The organism is Pseudomonas rhodesiae (genome assembly GCF_007858255.1).
Taxonomy (GTDB): Bacteria; Pseudomonadota; Gammaproteobacteria; order Pseudomonadales; family Pseudomonadaceae; genus Aquipseudomonas; species Aquipseudomonas rhodesiae.
This window is the reverse complement of the sequence record NZ_VFEU01000001.1, coordinates 228,726-247,869: the sequence shown is the minus strand read 5'-3', so window position 1 is coordinate 247,869 and position 19,144 is coordinate 228,726. Positions and strand designations below refer to the sequence as shown.

Genomic DNA, 19,144 nt, shown 5'->3' with positions numbered 1-19,144 from the left:
TTGTATCAGCTCATGGAGTACTGCCTTTGAATGCGACGACCATCAACAGCCTGTTCTTGATCGGCGCGTTGCTGGTGAGTGCGAGCATTCTGGTGAGTTCTCTTTCATCACGCCTGGGCATCCCGATTCTGGTGATTATCCTGGCCGTGGGCATGGTCGCCGGCGTCGACGGCGGCGGCATCATCTTCGACAACTATCCGACCGCCTACCTGGTGGGCAACCTCGCATTGGCCGTGATCCTGCTCGACGGCGGCTTGCGAACCCGAGTAGCGAGTTTCCGTGTGGCGCTTTGGCCGGCCTTGTCGCTGGCCACGGTGGGGGTGTTGATTACCACCGGCCTCACCGGCATGGCGGCGGCCTGGCTGTTCAACCTCAACATTATCCAAGGCTTGCTGATCGGCGCGATTGTCGGCTCCACGGACGCCGCGGCGGTGTTCTCACTGCTGGGCGGCAAGGGCTTGAACGAGCGGGTCAGCGCCAGCCTGGAAATCGAATCCGGCAGCAACGACCCGATGGCGGTGTTTCTCACTGTCACCCTGATCGACATGCTCGCCAGCGGCCAGACTGGCCTGCACTGGAGCCTACTGACCCATCTGGTGCGCGAATTCGGCATCGGCGGCCTGGTCGGATTGGGCGGCGGCTGGCTGATGTTGCAGATGGTCAATCGCATCAACCTGGCCACCGGCCTCTATCCGATTCTGGTGATCGCCGGCGGCCTGTTCGTCTTTGCCCTGACCAACGCCTTCCACGGCAGCGGCTTCCTCGCGGTGTACCTGTGCGGCCTGGTGATCGGCAACCGTCCGGTGCGCAGCCGTCACGGCATCTTGCATATGCTCGATGGCATGGCTTGGCTGGCGCAGATCGGCATGTTCCTGGTGCTGGGCCTGCTGGTCACGCCCCACGATCTGCTGCCCATCGCCCTGCCGGCCCTGGGCCTGGCGCTGTGGATGATCCTCTTCGCGCGGCCGTTGTCGGTGATGGTCGGCCTGCTGCCCTTCAAGGCCTTCCACGGCCGTGAAAAAGCCTTTATCGCCTGGGTCGGCCTGCGCGGCGCGGTGCCGATCATTCTGGCGGTGTTCCCGCTGATGGCCGGCCTGCCCCATGCCCAGCTGTATTTCAACCTGGCGTTCTTTATCGTGCTGGTGTCGCTGCTGGTACAGGGCACGAGCCTGCCGTGGGTGGCCAAGCTGCTTAAAGTCACGGTGCCGCCGGATCCGGCGCCGATCTCACGGGCGGCACTGGAAGTCCACGTCACCAGCGAGTGGGAGCTGTTCGTCTACCGCCTGGGCGCGGAGAAATGGTGCATCGGCGCGGCCCTGCGCGAGTTGAAAATGCCCGAAGGCACGCGCATCGCCGCCCTGTTTCGTGGCCAGCAACTGCTCCATCCGTCGGGTAGTACGGTGCTGGAAGTCGATGATCTGCTCTGCGTAATCGGCCACGAACACAACCTGCCGGCCCTGGGCAAGCTGTTCAGCCAGGCGCCGCAGCGTGGTCTGGACCTGCGCTTCTTCGGCGATTTCGTGCTGGAAGGCGACGCCCAGCTGGGCGCGGTGTCGGCGCTGTATGGCCTCAAGCTCGAAGGTATCGACCCGGATACGCCGCTAAGCCAGTTCATCACCCAAAAAGTCGGCGGCGCCCCGGTGGTGGGCGACCAGGTGGAGTGGAACAACACCATCTGGACCGTCGCGGTCATGGACGGGAACAAGATCGGCAAAGTGGGCGTCAGATTCCCCGAAGGAAGTCGCCCGGGCCCCGGACTCTTCCTCTAAACTGCGGGGCGACAACGCCCCCGATTCTTCACTAGCTCGACCGGTCTCTATGCCAATCCTGCGCTCTTTTCTCGCCACTGCCCTGCTGGGTCTGACCCTTTGCGTCGGCAACGTCTACGCTGCCGACCCGCCCAGCGCCGACGCCATCCAGCAATCCCTGGACAAACTGCCCGACCGCAAACTACCCGATGCCGATATGAAGGCGCTGCAGACCATCCTGCAGCAAACCCTCACGTATCTGAGCAACAAGCAGGATTACGAGCAACGCCTGGTCGATCTCAAGCGACAGCTGGACGACGCCCCGCGCCAGACCAGCGAAAACCAGCGCGAGCTGACACGGCTCAAGGCCACCAAAATCATCCCGGTGGCCCAGCGGTATGCCAGCCTGCCGATTCCACAGTTGGAACAGCTGCTGGTGCAGCGCAGCACTCAGCAAGGCGACCTGCAAAAAGAACTGGCCGACGCCAACAGCCTGACCATCGCCGCCCAAACCCGCCCAGAGCGCGCCCAGACCGAAATCAGCAGCAGCCAGACGCGCATCCAGCAGATCAACGCCACCCTCAAGTCCGGCAAGGACAACGGCAAAGCCCTGAGCAGCGACCAACGCAATCAGTTGAACGCCGAATTGGCGGCCCTGAATGCACTGATCCCGCTGCGTCGTCAGGAACTGGCGGGCAACAGTCAGTTGCAAGACCTGGGCAACAGCCAGCACGACCTGATCCAGGAAAAGACCGCGCGCCTGGAACAGGAAATCCAAGACCTGCAAACCCTGATCAATCAGAAGCGTCTGGCCCAGAGCCAGCAGACGGTGACCCAACAGTCCATCGAGGCGCAGAAAGCCGGCGGTAGCAGCCTGCTGGCCTCGGAAAGCGCAGCCAACCTGAAGCTGTCCGACTACCTGCTCAAAAGCACCGACCGCCTCAACGACCTGACGCAGAAAAACCTGCAAACCAAACAACAGCTGGACGCCGTTACTCAGAGCGATTCGGCGCTGGACGAGCAGATCAACGTGCTCAAGGGCAGCCTGCTGCTGTCCAAGATTCTCTACAAACAGAAACAGGCCCTGCCGCGTCTCACGGTGGACCGTGACCTGGCGGACGATATCGCAAACATTCGGCTGTATCAGTTTGAGGTCAACCAACAGCGCGAGCTGATCAGCTCCCCCAGCGCTTATGTGGATAACCTGCTGGCCAACCAGCCCCCGGACGACGTGACCCCGCAACTGCGGCGCACCCTGCTGGAACTGGCGATCACCCGCAGCGACTTGCTCGAACGCCTGAGCCGCGAGTTGAGCGCGCTGCTGAACGAATCCATCACCCTGCAACTGAACCAGAAACAACTGCTCAGCACCGCCACCACCCTGCGCGCGACGCTGGACGAGCAGATGTTCTGGATTCCCAGCAATAAGCCGCTGGACACCGAGTGGCTGGAAACCGTACCGGCGCACCTGAGCAAGCAAATCACCACCCTGCCGTGGGCGTCGAGCGTCAGCGAATTGTATGACGGCCTGACCCAGCGCCCGCTGCTGTTCCTGCCGCTGCTGCTGTTGATCGGCGCGCTGCTGTGGCGCCGCAAGGCCCTGTATCAGCGCCTGAATAAGGTCCATCTGGACATCGGCCACTTCAAGCGCGACAGCCAGTGGCATACGCCGCAGGCCATTTTGATCAATATTTTGCTGGCAATGCCGGTGTCCCTGGGCCTGGCCCTATGCGGCTACGCGCTGCAGATCGACGCACGCGGGCAGAACGCCAACCTGGGCTCGGCCCTGTTGCAATTGGCCCAGGCGTGGCTGGTGTTCTACACCGCTTATCGGATTCTCGCGCCCGGTGGCGTGGCGGAACTGCATTTCCGCTGGGAAAAACCCCAGGTCGAATTCCTCCAGGGCTGGGTGCGCAAGCTCGGCCTGGTGGTATTGGCCCTGGTGGCCGTGGTAGCTATCGCCGAGCACCAACCGGCGGCGCTGGCCGACGACGTGCTGGGCATCGGCGTGGTGCTGACCTGCTATGCGCTGATGGCCTGGCTGCTGGGGCGCCTGCTGCTCCACAGCCCCACCCACGAAAAAGCATCGTTGTTTCGCAAAGCCGTGGGCCTGTTGTTTACCGCGCTGCCTATCGCACTGTTTATCGCGGTGTGCTTCGGCTACTACTACACCGCCCTCAAACTCAGCGACCGCTTGATCAATACCCTGTACCTGCTGATGTTCTGGCTGGTGATCGAAGCCACCTTCGTCCGCGGCCTCGGCGTGGCGGCACGGCGCCTGGCCTACTCCCGCGCCCTGGCCAAACGTCAGGCGGCCAAGGAGGCCGGCGATGGCGAAGCGGTGATCGAAGAGCCGACACTGGATATCGAACAGGTCAACGAACAGTCCATGCGCCTGATCCGCCTGGCCCTGCTCGGCGGCTTTATTGCGGCGTTGTACTGGGTGTGGTCGGACCTGATTTCGGTATTTTCCTACCTGGACAACGTCACCCTGTACGAATACACCAGCGGCACCGGCGCGAATATCAGCATGGTGCCTATCAGCATCGGCGATTTGCTCGGCGCGCTGATCATCATCGGCATCACCTTCGCCCTGGCGCGCAACCTGCCCGGCCTGCTGGAAGTGTTGGTGCTGTCCAAACTGGACCTGGCCCAGGGCAGCGCCTACGCCACCACTACCTTGCTGTCCTACATCATTGCCGGCGTGGGCTTTGTCTCAACCCTCTCTACCCTCGGCGTGAGCTGGGACAAGTTGCAATGGCTGGTGGCGGCGCTGTCGGTGGGGTTGGGCTTCGGTATGCAGGAGATCTTCGCCAACTTTATCTCCGGCATCATGATTCTGTTCGAACGCCCGGTGCGTATCGGCGACACCATCACCATCGGCAACCTGTCGGGCACGGTGAGCAAGATCCGCATCCGCGCCACTACGATTACCGACTTCGACCGCAAGGACATCATTGTCCCGAACAAAACCTTCATCACCGGGCAACTGATCAACTGGTCGCTGACCGACACCATCACCCGCGTGACCTTGAAACTGGGGGTGGACTACGGCTCCGACCTGGACTTGGTGAAGGAACTGTTACTCAAGGCCGCCAGGGAAAACCCACGGGTTCTGAAAGATCCGGAACCCCACGTGTACTTCCTCAACTTCGGTGAAAGCACCCTGGACCACGAACTGCGCATGCATGTGCGCGACCTGGGCGACCGCAACCCGGTGCTGGACGAGGTCAACCGCTACATCAACCGTGAATTCAAGAAACAGCACATCAACATCTCGTTCCGGCAGATGGAGGTGTACCTCAAGAATATGCACGGCCAGGAGTACAAACTGGTGCCGGTGGAAGACGAGCGTAAGACCATCGTCGGCGCGCAACCGAGCACGGATGCTCCCGAGCCGCCCGCCGGCAAAGTCGTCGATGCACCGGAACCGCCGCCGAGCAAACTCGACTAAACCCTCTATCCCCAGCAGAATGCTCGGACATTCTGCTGGAGATGGCCGGTGAAAGCCCTCGACGACCTGACCTTCGACAACCGCTTCGCACGCCTGGGCGACGCGTTTTCAACCCACGTTCTGCCCGAACCTCTCGACAAGCCGCGCCTGGTAGTGGCCAGTCCTGCGGCCATGGCCTTGCTCGACCTCGACCCATCGGTGGCCGACACGCCGCTGTTCGCCGAGCTGTTTGGCGGCCACAAACTGTGGGCCGAAGCAGAGCCGCGGGCGATGGTGTATTCCGGCCATCAGTTCGGCGGCTACAGCCCACAACTGGGCGATGGCCGCGGCTTGCTGCTGGGCGAGGCATACAACGCCGCCGGCGAGCACTGGGACCTGCACCTCAAAGGTGCGGGAATGACGCCTTACTCACGCATGGGCGATGGCCGCGCGGTTTTGCGCTCGTCGATCCGTGAGTTTCTGGCATCCGAGGCGCTGCACGCGCTGGGCATCCCCAGCAGCCGCGCGCTGTGCGTGATCGGCTCCGACACACCGGTATGGCGCGAGAAACAGGAGCGCGGCGCCATGCTGCTGCGCTTGGCGCCGAGCCATATCCGCTTCGGGCATTTCGAATATTTCTATTACACCCAAAAGTCCGAGCAGTTGGCGCAACTGGCCGAGCACGTACTCAACCTGCACTACCCCGAATGCCGCGAACAGCCGGAACCGTACCTGGCGATGTTCCGCGAAATCGTCGAGCGCAACGCCGAACTGATCGCTAAATGGCAGGCCTATGGTTTCTGCCACGGAGTGATGAACACTGACAATATGTCGATCCTGGGCATTACCTTCGACTTCGGGCCGTTTGCGTTTCTGGATGATTTCGATGCGCACTTCATCTGCAACCATTCCGACCATGAAGGGCGCTATTCCTTCAGCAACCAGGTGCCGATTGGCCAGTGGAACCTCAGCGCATTGGCCCAGGCGCTCACGCCGTTTATCAGCGTCGATGCCTTGAAGGAAACGCTGGGTTTATTCCTGCCGCTGTACCAAGCCCATTACCTGGACTTGATGCGCCGCCGCCTGGGCCTTACCACGGCCGAAGAGGCTGACCAGAAACTGGTGGAACGCCTGCTGCAACTGATGCAAAACAGTGGCGTGGACTACACCTTGTTCTTCCGCCGCCTGGGGGATGAACCGGCCGCGCTGGCGGTGAGCCGCTTGCGTGATGACTTTGTCGACCTGGCCGGGTTCGATGCCTGGGCCGAGCTGTACACAGCGCGGGTTATACGGGACGGCGACTACACCGAAGAACAACGCCGCGAACGCATGCACGCGGTCAACCCGCTGTACATCCTGCGTAACTACCTCGCACAAAACGCCATTACTGCCGCAGAGTCAGGCGATTACAGCGAAGTGCGGCGGCTACATGAGGTGCTGAGCCAGCCGTTCGAGGAGCAGGCAGGCATGGAACAGTACGCGCAGCGGCCTCCGGATTGGGGCAAACACCTGGAAATCAGTTGCTCGTCGTGAAATCGAGAGGTCGACCCCAGCTGGCTACCTTGATAAACACCGGCGGCGGCGCCAAATAGAATCCATTGGCCATCCCAGGAGCCCACCATGTCCGAACCTCTTGTCATCCCTTGCCCCCATTGCAACGGCCTCAACCGCATCCCCGGCGAACGCCTGGGTGATGCGCCCAAATGCGGGCGTTGCAAGCAACCCGTATTGCTGAACAAGCCGTTTGAGTTGAAACAAGGCGACTACGCCAGCCAGATCAAGGGCGATCTGCCGCTGTTGGTAGACGTGTGGGCCGACTGGTGCGGGCCATGCAAGTCGTTTGCGCCGGTGTTTGAACAAGCAGCCGGTCAGCTGGAAGGCAAATGCCGCCTGGCCAAGCTCGACAGCGAGGCCAACCAGCAGTTGTCGGCGCAATTGGAGATTCGCTCGATCCCCAGCTTGATCCTGTTCAAGAACGGCCGCGAAGTGGCGCGCCAGAGCGGTGCGTTTCCGCTGCCGCAATTGATGAGCTGGTTGCGTAGCCAGGGGATATAACCGCACAGAGACAATGCTGGACACTGTGGGTGGGGGGCAACCCCCTCCCACCTTGAATCTGTGTGGCGCTTGAAGGTCAGGCGTTTTCCAGCAGGTTATGCAGTTCCACAAATTGCTGAGTCAGCTTATGCCGTGGGTCCAGGTGGATCAGCGGGCGGCTTTCCTGGTGCGACTCGCGCATGCGCACCGAACTGGCCAGGTACACCGGCAGCACCGGCAGGCCTTCGGCGATCAACTCGTCGAGCATCTGTTGCGGCAAGCTGGCGCGGGCCTGGAATTGGTTGACCACAATGCCTTCTACTTCCAGCCCTTCGTTATGGTCTTCTTTCAACTCTTCGATTTCCGCCAACAGACCGTACAGCGCCTGGCGCGAGAAACTGTCGCAATCGAAGGGGATCAATACTCGATCAGCGGCAATCAGCGCCGAAACCGCATAAAAATTCAAGGCTGGCGGGGTATCGAGGTAAATGCGGTCGTAATCGCCGTCCAGCTCGTCCAGCAGTTTTCGCAATTTATTGATCTTGTGCTTGGCTTCGAGCTTGGGCTGCAGGTCCGCCAACTCGGCGGTGGCAGTGATCACATGCAGGTTATCGAAGGGCGTTTCGTAGATATCCACCTTGTTCTTCTTGGAAAACGGTCCGGAAGACAGGGTTTGCTTGAAAAAATCGGCGATCCCCATGGGGATATCGTCCCCAGTCAGGCCGGTGAGGTACTGGGTAGAGTTGGCTTGTGCATCCAGGTCAACCAACAGGGTTCGATAGCCTTCGCTGGCGCTGACCGCCGCCAGGTTGCAGGCGATGCTGGATTTGCCCACGCCGCCTTTCTGATTGAACACCACACGCCGCATGGAAAAACCTCCGTGTATCAATGAATGTCCGAGTGTAGAGGGCAAAAGCGCCTGTTAGCTACCTCGTTCATCCATGCACTGCTGCATCGACCGAAAGCCGTAGTACGTCACACACGAAGGTTTAGGAAGGGTCCGACAGCCCAACTAGCGCCTGGGTAACGGACAATCTGCAAATCTTTCCCACGATTTTGTAATCGGCCTTGAACAATTTTTTACCAATGTTTGCTAGAACCCCACGGCACCCGGATAATGCGCGCCATTCGGCGCTTGCTGCCTGTCCCGGTATTCGGGGCCAAATGCCGCACATGGAAGCCCGCAGGGGCGGGATAACTTCTCAGTGATCAATTTCAACATCGCCCAATGGCGCGCCTGGGCCCCTGGCCTGGAGAGTGCGGACGACTGGCACGCGTGGTGCCAGGCCCCGGTGTTGCTGCCTGAAAGCGAAGCTGCTCCCGATGTGTCATTTCTGCCGGCAATACAACGTCGGCGCTTGAGCCGTCTGGCGCGCATGGCGTTCAGTGTGGGCTGGCCGCTGGCCGAGGGCCTTCAAGACCTGCCGCTGGTGTTCATTTCGCGCCACGGCGAAACCCCGCGCACCCTCGATATCCTCAGCGACCTGGCCCACGAACAACCGCTGTCGCCGACCCAGTTCAGCCTATCGGTGCACAACGCCGTGATCGGCCTGTGGTCGATCCTGCGTAATGAAACCAGCGAGATGACCGCCCTCGCTGCCGCCGGCGACGGCCTGGAACACGGTCTGCTCGAAGCCGCCGCGCTGCTCCAGGAAGGCGCGCCGGCGGTGCTGCTGGTGATCACCGAAGAACAGCCGCCCGCCGCCTATACCAGTTGGATCCATGACGTGCCGTTTCCGTATGCACTCGGCCTGTTGCTCACCCCAGGCGACGAGTGGCAACTGGAACTCACCACCGGCACTGTCCAAGCCACTCAAACCCAGTGGCCCCACGCCCTGAACCTGCTGCGCGCCCTGCTCACCGACCAGGGTGCCTGCCAACATGCCTGGAAGAACCGCGTATGGAATTGGCAACGCAAGCCATGACCAACAAGCCCCGGGACGCCTACTACTGGCGCCTGTTCGCCACCGCTGCCAGCTTCGTGCTGTTCGGTTTCGGTGGGCTGTGCTTGCGCCTGCTGGTGTTCCCCCTGCTCAGTTGCCTGCCAGGCAGTGCGGCCCGGCATCGAGGGCGCGCGCGGCACACCATCAGTTGGCTTTTCTGGTTCTTTATCCGCCTGATGCAACGCGCGGGCGTGCTGACTTATAGCGTCGAAGGCGCGGAAAAACTCGGACGCCCCGGCCAGATGATCATTGCCAACCACCCGTCGCTGATCGATGTGGTGTTTCTGATCGGCCTGGTGCGCCAGGCCAATTGCGTGGTCAAGCAGAGCCTGTGGCAGAACCCCTTCACCCGCGGGCCGGTGCGCGACGCCGGCTATATCAGCAACGACGGCAGCGCCGAGATGCTCGATGCCGCCGCCGCTGCCCTGCAAAGCGGGCAAACCCTGATCATCTTTCCCGAAGGCACCCGCACCACTCCCGGTGCCGCGCCGGCCTTTCATCGCGGGGGCGCCGCCATTGCATTGCGAGGTGCGACAATCATCACCCCCGTCGTGATCAAGGTCAGCCCCACCACCCTGACCAAGGCCGAACCCTGGTATCGCATTCCTAAACGCCGCGTGCACTTCAGTTTGCGGGTTGGCGCCGATATAGAACCACAGGCGTTCGCTGCACTGGGCCCCGCGCCCCAGGCTTCACGCAAGCTCAACGATTACCTGCACCACTATTTCATTAAGGAGCTCGCCGAAGATGAGCGACAAACAACGCCTTGAGCACGACATAAAGACGCTGATCATCGAGGCCCTGGGCCTGGAAGACATCGGCGCGGACGATATCCCCAGCGACCAAATCCTGTTCGGCGAAGGCTTGGGCCTGGATTCGGTGGACGCCCTGGAACTGGGCCTGGCCATCCAGAAAAAGTACGGCATCAAGATCGATGCCGACGCCAAGGACACTCGCAACCACTTCACCAACGTGGCCAGCCTTGCGGCGTTCGTCACGGCCCGCCAGGCAGCTTGAGACCGGACCATGCAAACTCGTGACGATATTTTCAACACCCTGCGCGATGCCTTGGTGGAACTGTTCGAACTGGAACCTGAACGCGTGACCCTCGACGCCAACCTGTACCAGGACCTGGAAATCGACAGCATCGATGCGGTGGACCTGATCGACCATATCAAGCGCCAGACCGGCAAGAAGATTGCCGCCGAGGAATTCAAGGCCGTGCGCACCGTGAACGATGTGGTTGAGGCGGTGTACCGTCTGGTCCAACCAGCCGCATGAGCCGGCTGATCGGCCTTGGCCTGTTGCTGGCGGGGCTGCTGTACCCCTTCGCGGTGTATTACGGCACCGAGCATTTTGCGCCGTGGCAATTCGGCCTGCTGCTGGGCAGCCTATGGCTGTTGCGGGCGCTCACCGCTGCGCGGCGCCCTGGCAGCCGTTGGATGGCGGTGGCGGTGATCGTGTTCTGCCTGTTGCTGGCCTGGTTCGACAACCCGCAGCTGCTGCGCTGGTACCCGAGCCTGGTCAGCGCGTTCATGCTCACGCTGTTCGGCTTGAGCCTGAAATACGGCCCACCGATTGTTGAGCGCCTGGCGCGGATGACGGAACCGCAGCTGCCCCCCGAGGCAATTGTGTACACGCGCCAGGTCACGGTGGTCTGGAGTGTTTTCTTCTTAGCTAACGGCCTGCTCGCGGCCGCCCTCACCTTGTGGGCACCGCTGAGCTGGTGGACGTTGTACAACGGCCTGATCGCCTACGGGCTGATGGGGCTGCTGTTTGCCGTGGAATGGCTGGTACGACAAAGGGTGCGGGGCCGCGTATGAATTGGTTGAACCTTGAGCATCTGTTGCTTGAGCCGGTGGCGCAGCGTTCGGTGTGCGCAGACCTGAATCACGCCCAACTGTGGGACCAGGCCTTGCGCCTGGGCGCCGGGCTGCAACGCCGTGGCATCCAACGCGTGGCCGTGCACCTGGAAGATGCCGGCCTGCTGGCAATCGCCCTACTGGGAGCCTGGCGTGCCGGGGTCAGCGTGTTGCTGCCCGCCGACCTGCAGCCCCAAACCCGTCAACGCTGGGCCGACGCCGTCGATGCCTGGCTGACCGACGCCGCGGACCTCGACGCCTTGTATCAGGCCGCCCTGAGCCCGTCCGCGCTGAACCTGGACACCTGCCAATTGAGCCTGTGCACCTCCGGCTCCAGCGGCGAACCCAAGCGCATCGACAAGACCCTGCGCCAGTTGGCCAACGAAGTGCAGGCCCTGGAAACCTTGTGGGGCGCCGACCTCGACGGTGCCTGCATCATCGGCAGCGTCGCCACGCAGCATATCTACGGCTTGCTGTTCCGCGTGTTGTGGCCGCTGTGCGCCGGTCGCACATTTGTACGTCAACAACTGGCCTTCCCCGAAGATTTGCAGCGCGCCAGCCGCGAACACGCCCGGTTCGCCTGGGTGGCCAGCCCGGCGCTGCTCAAGCGCATGGGCGACAACCTCGATTGGCCGGCATTGAGCCAAGTGGCGCGGGTGTTCTCATCCGGCGGTGCGCTGCCGGTGGAAGCCGCCAGCAGTCTGTATGAGCGCTTGCGGCAATGGCCCACGGAAATCCTCGGCAGTTCGGAAACCGGCGGCATCGCCTGGCGCCAGGCTAACCGACCTTGGCAGCCGTTTGCCGATGTGCACCTGAGCCAGGATGCCGACGGCGCCCTGCGCATCGCGTCGCCGTACCTGCCCCCTGGGCATATCGAGCAGACCGCCGACGCCGCGCGCCTGCATGCCGATGGCCGCTTCGAGCTGCTGGGACGTCTGGACCGCATCGTCAAGCTGGAAGAAAAACGTATCTCCCTGCCCATGCTCGAACAGGCCTTGATGACCCATCCATGGGTCGCCGAAACGCGATTGGGCGTGGTTCAGGAAAGCCGCGCGTCCCTCGGCGCGCTGGTGGTGCTGAGCGCCGCCGGCCTGCATGCATTGCGCAATCAGGGCCGGCGCAGCGTTACCCAGACCCTGCGCCAGCACTTGAGCCAACATTGCGAAGCCCTGGCCCTGCCACGCCGCTGGCGCCTGCTGAGCCAACTGCCACTCAACGCCCAAGGCAAACTGCCCCAGGCCGACGTGGCGGCGCTGCTCATGGCGCCACGGCCCAAGGCGCCGCAGGTGTTGGAACAGGTTGAAGCTAACGGCGAGTGGACACTGCAACTGAGCGTGCCGCCGGACCTGGCCTATTTCAGCGGGCATTTCCCGGTCACTCCGGTATTGCCGGGAGTGGTGCAGGTGGAGTGGGCATTCAACCTCGGCCAACAACTGCTGGATTTGCCGTCGACCTTTGCCGGTATGGAAGTGCTCAAGTTCCAGCAACTGATACGCCCGGGCGACCGGATCGAACTGCACCTGCGCTTCGACGCAGAGCGCGGCAAGCTGTATTTCGCCTACCGCAACGGCATCGCGGCCTGTTCCAGCGGCCGCATCCAATTGGAAGCCGCCCATGCATAAGCCCTGCGCCCTGATCCCGGTCTATAACCACGAAGCCGCCGTGCCCGCCGTGGTCCATAGCCTGTTGAAAAGTGGCCTGCCGTGCCTGTTGGTGGACGATGGCAGCAGCCCGGCCTGCGCAGCGGTGCTGGCGCAATTGGCGCGGCTGGAGAATGTCACCCTGCTGACCCTGCCGACCAACCAGGGCAAGGGCGGTGCGGTGATGGCCGGTTTTCGTAAAGCCGCGCGCCAGGGCTTTACCCATGCCTTGCAGGTCGATGCCGACGGCCAGCACGACCTGCGCGAAGTCGAGACTTTTATCGACGCCTCCCGCCGCCAGCCCGACGCGCTGATCTGCGGCTACCCCGAATACGACGACAGCGTGCCCAAAGGCCGCCTGTACGCTCGTTACCTGACCCATGTGTGGGTGTGGATCAACACCCTGTCGCTGCAGATCCGCGACTCGATGTGCGGCTTTCGCGTGTACCCGCTGGCCCCGGTGTTGGCACTGATGGACTCGGCCTACATCGGCACGCGCATGGACTTCGACTCGGACATCCTGGTACGCCTGGCCTGGCGCAACCAACCAATGCGCTGGCTGCCCACCCAAGTCCACTACCCGGCCGATGGCCTGTCGCACTTCCGGCTGTTCCACGACAACGTGCGCATCAGCGCCATGCACACGCGTTTGTTCTTCGGCATGCTGGTGCGCGCGCCGATGATCCTGTGGCGGCGGTGGCAGGCATGAGCGACAGCACCAAGCACTGGGCCGACCGCGAAGAACGCGGCAGCTACTGGCTGATGAAACTCACCGCGTTCGCCGCCAAAGTGCTGGGCCGGCGCCTGCTGAGCCCGGTGCTGTACGGCATCGTGTTGTACTTCTTCGTGTTCGGCCGCACCGCGCGCCAGAGCGCCTGGCAGTACCAGCAACGCCTGGCCGAGTGGAGCGGGCGCGATGAACTGCGCCCCTCCCATAGAAAAGTCTTCGGCCAGTTCATGGCCTTCGCCGACGCCCTGCTCGACAAGCTCGATGTGTGGAACGGCAAGCTGCGCATCGAACAAATCGACATCGACGACCCGGCCAAGCTACGCGGGCAATTGCGCGGCGAGCGCGGGCAGATGCTGGTGGGGGCACACCTGGGCAATCTGGAAGTGTGCCGCGCCCTGGCGGAAATCGGCGAACAAGTGACCATGAACGTGCTGGTACACACCAAGCACGCCGAACGTTTCAACCGTTTGCTGGGCGAAGCCGGCGCGACCCATTTGCGCCTGATTCAGGTCAGCGAGCTGGACCCAACCACCATGCTGTTGCTCAGCCAGCGCCTGGACGAAGGCGAATGGCTGGCGATTGCCGGCGACCGCGTGCCGCTGCACGGCGGGCGCACGGTGCTCGTGGATTTCCTCGGGCATGCCGCCGCATTTCCCCAGGGCCCATGGCTCTTGGCCGGCCTGCTCAACTGTCCGGTGAACCTGCTGATGTGCCTCAAGCACAATGGCCGTTATCGCCTGACCATCGAGCCGTTCGCGCCATCGATCGAATGGAAACGCAGCACCCGCGAGCAGGTCATCGCCCAGTGGACCTCACGCTACGCCGCGCGCCTGGCCGATTTCTGCCTGGAAGCGCCCCAACAATGGTTCAACTTTTACCCTTTCTGGAAGACCGATGACGACGCATCTTGAGCCGGTAACCTTTGGCGAACGCCCCCTGCGCATCGAAGACGTGCTGGCCCTGGCCAACCGTCAGGTGCCTACCCAGTTGCAAGGCGACGCGGCCTATCGCCAGCGCATCGCCAAGGGCGCGCAGTTCCTCGACTCGCTGCTGGACAAGGAAGGCGTGATCTACGGCGTGACCACCGGCTACGGCGACTCTTGCGTGGTGGCGGTACCGTTGCAGCATGTCGAAGCCCTGCCCCGTCACCTGTACACCTTCCACGGCTGCGGCTTGGGCAAATTGCTCGACGCCCAGGCCACCCGTGCGGTGCTGGCCGCGCGCTTGCAGTCGCTGTGCCACGGCGTGTCCGGGGTGCGCGTTGAACTGCTGGAGCGCCTGCAAGCGTTTCTGGAACACGACGTACTGCCGCTGATCCCGGAAGAAGGCTCGGTGGGCGCCAGCGGCGACCTGACGCCGCTGTCCTATGTGGCGGCGACGCTGTCCGGCGAGCGTGAGGTGCTATTCCGTGGCGAGCGCCGTGCGGCCGCCGATGTGCATCGCGAACTGGGCTGGCAGCCGCTGGTGCTGCGCCCCAAGGAAGCCCTGGCCTTGATGAACGGCACCGCCGTGATGACCGGCCTGGCGTGCCTGGCGTTTGCCCGCGCCGACTATCTGCTGCAACTGGCCACGCGCATTACCGCGCTGAACGTGGTGGCGCTGCAAGGTAACCCCGAGCACTTTGACGAACGCCTGTTCGCCGCCAAGCCGCACCCGGGTCAGATGCAAGTCGCCGCGTGGTTGCGCCAGGACTTGGCCATCGACGCACCGACCGCGCCGCTGCATCGCCTGCAGGATCGCTACTCGCTGCGCTGCGCGCCCCATGTGCTCGGGGTGCTGGCCGACAGCCTGGGCTGGTTGCGCGGGTTTATCGAGACCGAGCTCAATAGCGCCAACGACAACCCGATCATCGACGCCGAAGAAGAACGCGTGCTGCACGGCGGGCACTTCTACGGCGGGCATATCGCTTTTGCCATGGACAGCCTCAAAACCCTGGTGGCCAACGTCGCCGACCTGCTCGACCGCCAACTCGCCCTGCTGGTGGATGTGCGCTACAACCACGGCCTGCCGAGCAACCTGTCCGGCGCGCCGGCGGATCGCGCCATGATCAACCACGGCTTCAAGGCGGTGCAGATCGGCACCAGCGCCTGGACCGCCGAAGCGCTGAAAAACACCATGCCGGCCAGCGTGTTTTCACGTTCCACCGAATGCCACAACCAAGACAAAGTCAGCATGGGCACCATCGCCGCCCGCGATGCGATCCGCGTGCTGGAGCTGACCGAGCAGGTTGCCGCCGCCACCCTGCTGGCCGCCAATCAAGGCGTGTGGCTGCGTGCCCAGGCCGGCGACGCCCGCCCGCTGCCACCGGCCCTGGCGGCCATGCACGCGGAACTGGCCAAGGACTTCCCGCCGGTGATCGAAGACCGCGCCCTGGAAGGCGAGCTGCGCCTGTGTCTGCAACGCATCGCCGAACAACACTGGAGGCTGCATGCGTAGTCAGGGCGTGTTGCACTGCGACACCGAGATCCTCGTGCCGTTTTTCGATGTCGACACCATGCACGTGGTGTGGCACGGGCACTACGTGAAATACCTGGAAGTGGCACGCTGCGCGTTGCTGGACAAGATCGGCCACAACTACACGCACATGCTCGACTCGGGCTATGCCTGGCCGGTCATCGACATGCAGCTGCGCTATGTGCGCGGGGCAGTGTTCGGCCAGACCCTCAATGTGCGCGCCAGCCTGGTGGAGTGGGAGAACCGCTTGAAGGTCAATTACCTGATCACCGACCGGGCCAGCGGCGAGCGCCTGACCCGCGCCAGCACCGTGCAGGTGGCCGTAGAAATCGCCACTCGCGAGATGCAGCTGGCGTCCCCCAAAGTCTTCATCGACGCCGTCGACAGGGCCTTGTCATGAAATTGATCACCTTCCTTGGCGCGTTGCTGCTGTCGCTTCAAGCCCAGGCCTTCGACCTGCAACAACTCAGCGATCAGTTGGCCAAGCCCTCGGTGATCCACGGCAGCTTCATCCAGGAAAAACACCTGCGCGCCCTGCCGCAGCCATTGGTCAGCAAAGGCACTTTCGTCCTGGCCAAGGACCACGGCCTGCTGTGGCTGCTCAAGACGCCGCTGCAACAGGATTACCGCATCAGCGCCCAAGGCATCGCTCGCCGTGATGCCAATGGCTGGCAGCTGCTGCCGAACAAGAGCGCCGGCGCCGAGCAGAATCGCTTGTTCCTCGCCGTGCTGCAAGGCGACAGCAGTGGCCTGCAACGTGACTTCGAGCTGCAACTGCAAGGCGAGGCCACGCAGTGGAAGCTCACGCTGATCCCGCGCTCGCTGCTGCTCAAGCAAGTGTTCACCCGGATCAACATCGAGGGTGGTCCGCTGGTGCAAACCATCGAACTGCTGGAAACCCAGGGCGACAGCACCGTATTGCGTATGCAGGACAGCACCGCCGATCAACCTTTGAGCGATGCGGAGCAACACGATTTTGCCCAGTGAGCGCCAGTTGCCGCGCCTGTTCCTGATCCTGCTGGTGGCCGTACTGGCCCTGGCCGGCTGGCAGTGGCGTCATGGCGCGCCGCTGTCGGCCAACCTGATGGAGCTGGTGCCCGGCAGCACGCCGGATGCCCTGGAACTGCAAGCCGAGCAGCGCATGCAGGAGCCGCTGAACCGCGAGATGCTGGTGCTGGTGGGCCACACCGACCGCCAACAGGCGGTGGCCGTGGCCCAGCAATTGGGCGAACGCTGGCAGGCCAGCGGCCTGTTTGAAACAGTGCAGTGGAACCTGCAAGCCGACCTGCCGGCACTGCGCGAGCAACTGCTGCGCGGGCGCCTGGCAATGCTGTCGGGCAAAGACCGCGAGCAGTTGATCGAACACCCCGACGCCTTCATTCAGCAGCGGGTGCAGGCGCTGTTCGACCCCTTCACCGGGTTCAGCCTGGTGCCCAGCCAGGAGGATTGGCTGGGCCTGACCGGGCGCATCCAGAACAGCCAGCCGCAACGTGGCTCGGTGCAACTGGACATCGGCAGCGGCGCGCTGATTGCCGATGCCGACGGCAAGAGCTGGGTGCTGCTGCGCGCGCGCACCACCGGCAACGCCTTCGACATGCACCTGCCACTGCGCGTGGCGGACCTGCTCCAAGCCAGCCGCGCCGAGGCCGGCGAGCATGGCGCGCAATTGCTGGCCGCCAGCGGCCTGTTGTACGCCGCCAACGGTCAGCAACAGGCCACTCGCGAAATCACCTGGGTCGGCGGCGGCGCGACCGTGGGCATCCTGTTGCTGCTATTGCTGGCGTTCCGGCGCTGGCGCGTGCTGCTGGCGTTCGTGCCGGTACTGGTGGGGATGTTGTTCGGCGCGGTGGCGTGTGTGGCGCTATTCGACCATATGCATGTGATGACGTTGGTGCTGGGTTCCAGCCTGATCGGCGTGGCCGTGGATTACCCGCTGCACTACCTGTCCAAAAGCTGGAGCCTGCAACCGTGGCGCAGTTGGCCAGCGCTGCGCCTGACGCTGCCGGGGCTGAGCCTGAGCCTGGCGACCAGTTGCATCGGCTACCTGGCGCTGGCCTGGACACCGTTCCCGGCACTGACCCAGATCGCCGTGTTCTCCGCCGCCGGGCTGGTGGGTGCCTACCTGTCGGCGGTGTGCCTGTTGCCGGCGCTGCTCAACGGCGTCGAACTGCGCCCAGCGCAATGGCCGCTGCGCATCGCCGAACGCCTGTGGCAACTGCGCGTAGCCTTGCTCAAGCGCGTCCCGAGTGCCGTATTGCTGGCACTGGTGCTGCTGTTTTGCGCAGGCGGCCTGTGGCAGCTGAACACCAAGAACGACATTCGCCAATGGATCGGCGCGCCGCCGCAGTTGCTCCAGGAGGCCCAGGCCGTGGCGCGCATCACCGGGTTCCAGCCCACCAGCCAGTTCTTTCTGGTGCGCGCGCCGGATCAAACTCAGTTGCTGGAGCGCCTGGACACGCTGGGCCAGCGCCTGGATCAACTGGTGAACATGGACAAACTGCAAGGCTACCTGGCCCTCAATCAATTGGTCAGTCGCCCCGCCGAGCAACAGCAAGTGCGCGATGCGTTGAACCGCCTGCCGCAGCATTGGCAGCCGCTGCTGGACCTCGGCGTTCCCGCCAGTGCCCTGCACGCCGAAATCGCGCAATTGCAGGCCCTGCCCACCGAAGATATCGATGCCGCCTTAGCGGGCCCGCTGGCCGAACCCTGGCGCCCCCTGTGGCTGGGCCCGGTGGACGGCGGTGTGGCGGCGATGGTCAGCCTGCAAGGCTTGAACAACCCGGCGTTGCTGCACGCGCAGGCGGCGGACTTGCCAGGCGTGCAACTGGTGGATCGCCTGGGCGACTTGAATCGGGTGTTTGCCGCCACGCAGATCAGCGCCGCTGAATTGAAACTGCTGTCGTGCGGGTTGATCGTCATCCTGCTGATCGTGCCGTTTGGCCTCGGCGGTGCGTTGCGTATCGTCGCGCTGCCATTGCTCGCCGCGCTGTGCAGCCTGGCCAGCCTCGGTTGGCTGGGCCAGCCGTTGACGCTGTTCAGCCTGTTCGGCCTGCTGCTGGTGACGGCGATCAGTGTCGACTACGCGATCCTGATGCGCGAACAGATCGGCGGCGCTGCGGTCAGCCTGCTAGGAACACTGCTGGCGGCGCTGACGACATGGTTGTCGTTCGGCCTGCTGGCGGTGTCGAGTACGCCCGCAGTCAGTAATTTCGGTCTATCGGTCAGCCTGGGCCTGGCGTTCAGCTTTATGCTGGCGCCCTGGGCCGGCCAACAGAAACATGCCTTATGAATGTGATTATC

General features: G+C 63.2%; 17 protein-coding genes. 16 read left to right on the top strand and 1 reads right to left on the bottom strand.

The genetic code is table 11. The annotated features are described in order from the left end of the window. Positions 1–26 precede the first annotated feature (26 nt). The 4 genes from FIV35_RS01070 (at position 27) to trxC (ending at position 7,236) form a co-directional block, all read left to right on the top strand. Positions 27–1,769, top strand: coding sequence for a potassium/proton antiporter (locus tag FIV35_RS01070; protein ID WP_034095540.1), 1,743 nt, complete (start codon positions 27–29; stop codon positions 1,767–1,769). Between the two features lie 49 nt (positions 1,770–1,818). Continuing rightward, positions 1,819–5,202 carry a mechanosensitive channel MscK gene (gene mscK, locus FIV35_RS01065; RefSeq protein ID WP_034136605.1) on the top strand — a complete coding sequence of 1,128 codons (3,384 nt, stop codon included), beginning with the start codon at positions 1,819–1,821 and terminating at the stop codon, positions 5,200–5,202. A 48-nt stretch (positions 5,203–5,250) separates the two neighbouring features. Further along, positions 5,251–6,714, top strand: coding sequence for a protein adenylyltransferase SelO (gene selO / locus FIV35_RS01060; protein WP_083377915.1), 1,464 nt, complete (start codon positions 5,251–5,253; stop codon positions 6,712–6,714). Between the two features lie 87 nt (positions 6,715–6,801). Then, positions 6,802–7,236, top strand: coding sequence for a thioredoxin TrxC (gene trxC / locus FIV35_RS01055; protein WP_034136603.1), 435 nt, complete (start codon positions 6,802–6,804; stop codon positions 7,234–7,236). Positions 7,237–7,312: 76 nt separating this feature from the next. Here trxC and FIV35_RS01050 read toward each other — a convergent pair whose 3' ends face one another. After that, on the bottom strand, positions 7,313–8,083 hold the full coding sequence (locus FIV35_RS01050) for a ParA family protein (RefSeq protein ID WP_034095536.1): 771 nt from the start codon (positions 8,081–8,083) through the stop codon (positions 7,313–7,315). Between the two features lie 337 nt (positions 8,084–8,420). On the opposite strand from FIV35_RS01050, the gene FIV35_RS01045 reads away from it, so the two are divergent. Genes FIV35_RS01045 through FIV35_RS00990 form a run of 12 tightly spaced genes read left to right on the top strand, consistent with a single transcriptional unit; the run spans position 8,421 to position 19,133 of the window. Beyond that, entirely contained in the window at positions 8,421–9,140 is a 720-nt protein-coding gene (locus FIV35_RS01045) for a beta-ketoacyl synthase chain length factor (protein ID WP_034136602.1), read from the top strand. After that, complete coding sequence (locus FIV35_RS01040; RefSeq protein ID WP_034136601.1) at positions 9,116–9,928, top strand: lysophospholipid acyltransferase family protein; 813 nt, start codon at positions 9,116–9,118, stop codon at positions 9,926–9,928. The genes FIV35_RS01045 and FIV35_RS01040 overlap by 25 nt, the downstream gene beginning before the upstream one ends. After that, positions 9,906–10,175, top strand: coding sequence for a phosphopantetheine-binding protein (locus FIV35_RS01035; RefSeq protein ID WP_034095533.1), 270 nt, complete (start codon positions 9,906–9,908; stop codon positions 10,173–10,175). Before FIV35_RS01040 ends, FIV35_RS01035 begins: the two co-directional genes overlap by 23 nt. A 9-nt stretch (positions 10,176–10,184) precedes the next feature. Further along, positions 10,185–10,439, top strand: a complete 255-nt coding sequence (locus FIV35_RS01030) for an acyl carrier protein (RefSeq protein WP_003209389.1) — start codon at positions 10,185–10,187, stop codon at positions 10,437–10,439. Continuing rightward, on the top strand, positions 10,436–10,981 hold the full coding sequence (locus FIV35_RS01025) for a COG4648 family protein (RefSeq protein WP_034111460.1): 546 nt from the start codon (positions 10,436–10,438) through the stop codon (positions 10,979–10,981). The genes FIV35_RS01030 and FIV35_RS01025 overlap by 4 nt, the downstream gene beginning before the upstream one ends. Next, complete coding sequence (locus FIV35_RS01020; RefSeq protein ID WP_034136600.1) at positions 10,978–12,642, top strand: acyl-CoA synthetase family protein; 1,665 nt, start codon at positions 10,978–10,980, stop codon at positions 12,640–12,642. The genes FIV35_RS01025 and FIV35_RS01020 overlap by 4 nt, the downstream gene beginning before the upstream one ends. Further along, entirely contained in the window at positions 12,635–13,369 is a 735-nt protein-coding gene (locus FIV35_RS01015; protein ID WP_034136599.1) for a glycosyltransferase family 2 protein, read from the top strand. The genes FIV35_RS01020 and FIV35_RS01015 overlap by 8 nt, the downstream gene beginning before the upstream one ends. Continuing rightward, complete coding sequence (locus FIV35_RS01010) at positions 13,366–14,301, top strand: lysophospholipid acyltransferase family protein (protein ID WP_034136598.1); 936 nt, start codon at positions 13,366–13,368, stop codon at positions 14,299–14,301. The genes FIV35_RS01015 and FIV35_RS01010 overlap by 4 nt, the downstream gene beginning before the upstream one ends. Next, the gene (locus tag FIV35_RS01005) at positions 14,285–15,826 is read left to right on the top strand and encodes an HAL/PAL/TAL family ammonia-lyase (RefSeq protein WP_034136597.1); all 1,542 of its coding nucleotides are present in this window, start codon (positions 14,285–14,287) and stop codon (positions 15,824–15,826) included. The genes FIV35_RS01010 and FIV35_RS01005 overlap by 17 nt, the downstream gene beginning before the upstream one ends. Beyond that, a complete protein-coding gene (locus tag FIV35_RS01000; RefSeq protein ID WP_034136596.1) occupies positions 15,819–16,244 on the top strand; it encodes an acyl-CoA thioesterase in 426 nt (141 codons plus the stop codon). The genes FIV35_RS01005 and FIV35_RS01000 overlap by 8 nt, the downstream gene beginning before the upstream one ends. Then, a complete protein-coding gene (locus tag FIV35_RS00995; protein ID WP_034136595.1) occupies positions 16,241–16,831 on the top strand; it encodes an outer membrane lipoprotein carrier protein LolA in 591 nt (196 codons plus the stop codon). Before FIV35_RS01000 ends, FIV35_RS00995 begins: the two co-directional genes overlap by 4 nt. After that, positions 16,803–19,133, top strand: coding sequence for an MMPL family transporter (locus tag FIV35_RS00990; protein ID WP_034136594.1), 2,331 nt, complete (start codon positions 16,803–16,805; stop codon positions 19,131–19,133). The genes FIV35_RS00995 and FIV35_RS00990 overlap by 29 nt, the downstream gene beginning before the upstream one ends. Positions 19,134–19,144 lie beyond the last annotated feature (11 nt).

Bases quoted from the DNA above. Each gene is read 5' to 3' on its own strand.
- mscK (WP_034136605.1), top strand. From the start codon at position 1,819: ATGCCAATCCTGCGCTCTTTTCTCGCCACTGCCCTGCTGGGTCTGACC.
- trxC (WP_034136603.1), top strand. From the start codon at position 6,802: ATGTCCGAACCTCTTGTCATCCCTTGCCCCCATTGCAACGGCCTCAAC.
- FIV35_RS01050 (WP_034095536.1), bottom strand. From the start codon at position 8,083: ATGCGGCGTGTGGTGTTCAATCAGAAAGGCGGCGTGGGCAAATCCAGC.
- FIV35_RS01040 (WP_034136601.1), top strand. From the start codon at position 9,116: ATGGAATTGGCAACGCAAGCCATGACCAACAAGCCCCGGGACGCCTAC.
- FIV35_RS01035 (WP_034095533.1), top strand. From the start codon at position 9,906: ATGAGCGACAAACAACGCCTTGAGCACGACATAAAGACGCTGATCATC.
- FIV35_RS01030 (WP_003209389.1), top strand. From the start codon at position 10,185: ATGCAAACTCGTGACGATATTTTCAACACCCTGCGCGATGCCTTGGTG.
- FIV35_RS01025 (WP_034111460.1), top strand. From the start codon at position 10,436: ATGAGCCGGCTGATCGGCCTTGGCCTGTTGCTGGCGGGGCTGCTGTAC.
- FIV35_RS01020 (WP_034136600.1), top strand. From the start codon at position 10,978: ATGAATTGGTTGAACCTTGAGCATCTGTTGCTTGAGCCGGTGGCGCAG.
- FIV35_RS01015 (WP_034136599.1), top strand. From the start codon at position 12,635: ATGCATAAGCCCTGCGCCCTGATCCCGGTCTATAACCACGAAGCCGCC.
- FIV35_RS01010 (WP_034136598.1), top strand. From the start codon at position 13,366: ATGAGCGACAGCACCAAGCACTGGGCCGACCGCGAAGAACGCGGCAGC.
- FIV35_RS01005 (WP_034136597.1), top strand. From the start codon at position 14,285: ATGACGACGCATCTTGAGCCGGTAACCTTTGGCGAACGCCCCCTGCGC.
- FIV35_RS01000 (WP_034136596.1), top strand. From the start codon at position 15,819: ATGCGTAGTCAGGGCGTGTTGCACTGCGACACCGAGATCCTCGTGCCG.
- FIV35_RS00995 (WP_034136595.1), top strand. From the start codon at position 16,241: ATGAAATTGATCACCTTCCTTGGCGCGTTGCTGCTGTCGCTTCAAGCC.
- FIV35_RS00990 (WP_034136594.1), top strand. From the start codon at position 16,803: ATGCGGAGCAACACGATTTTGCCCAGTGAGCGCCAGTTGCCGCGCCTG.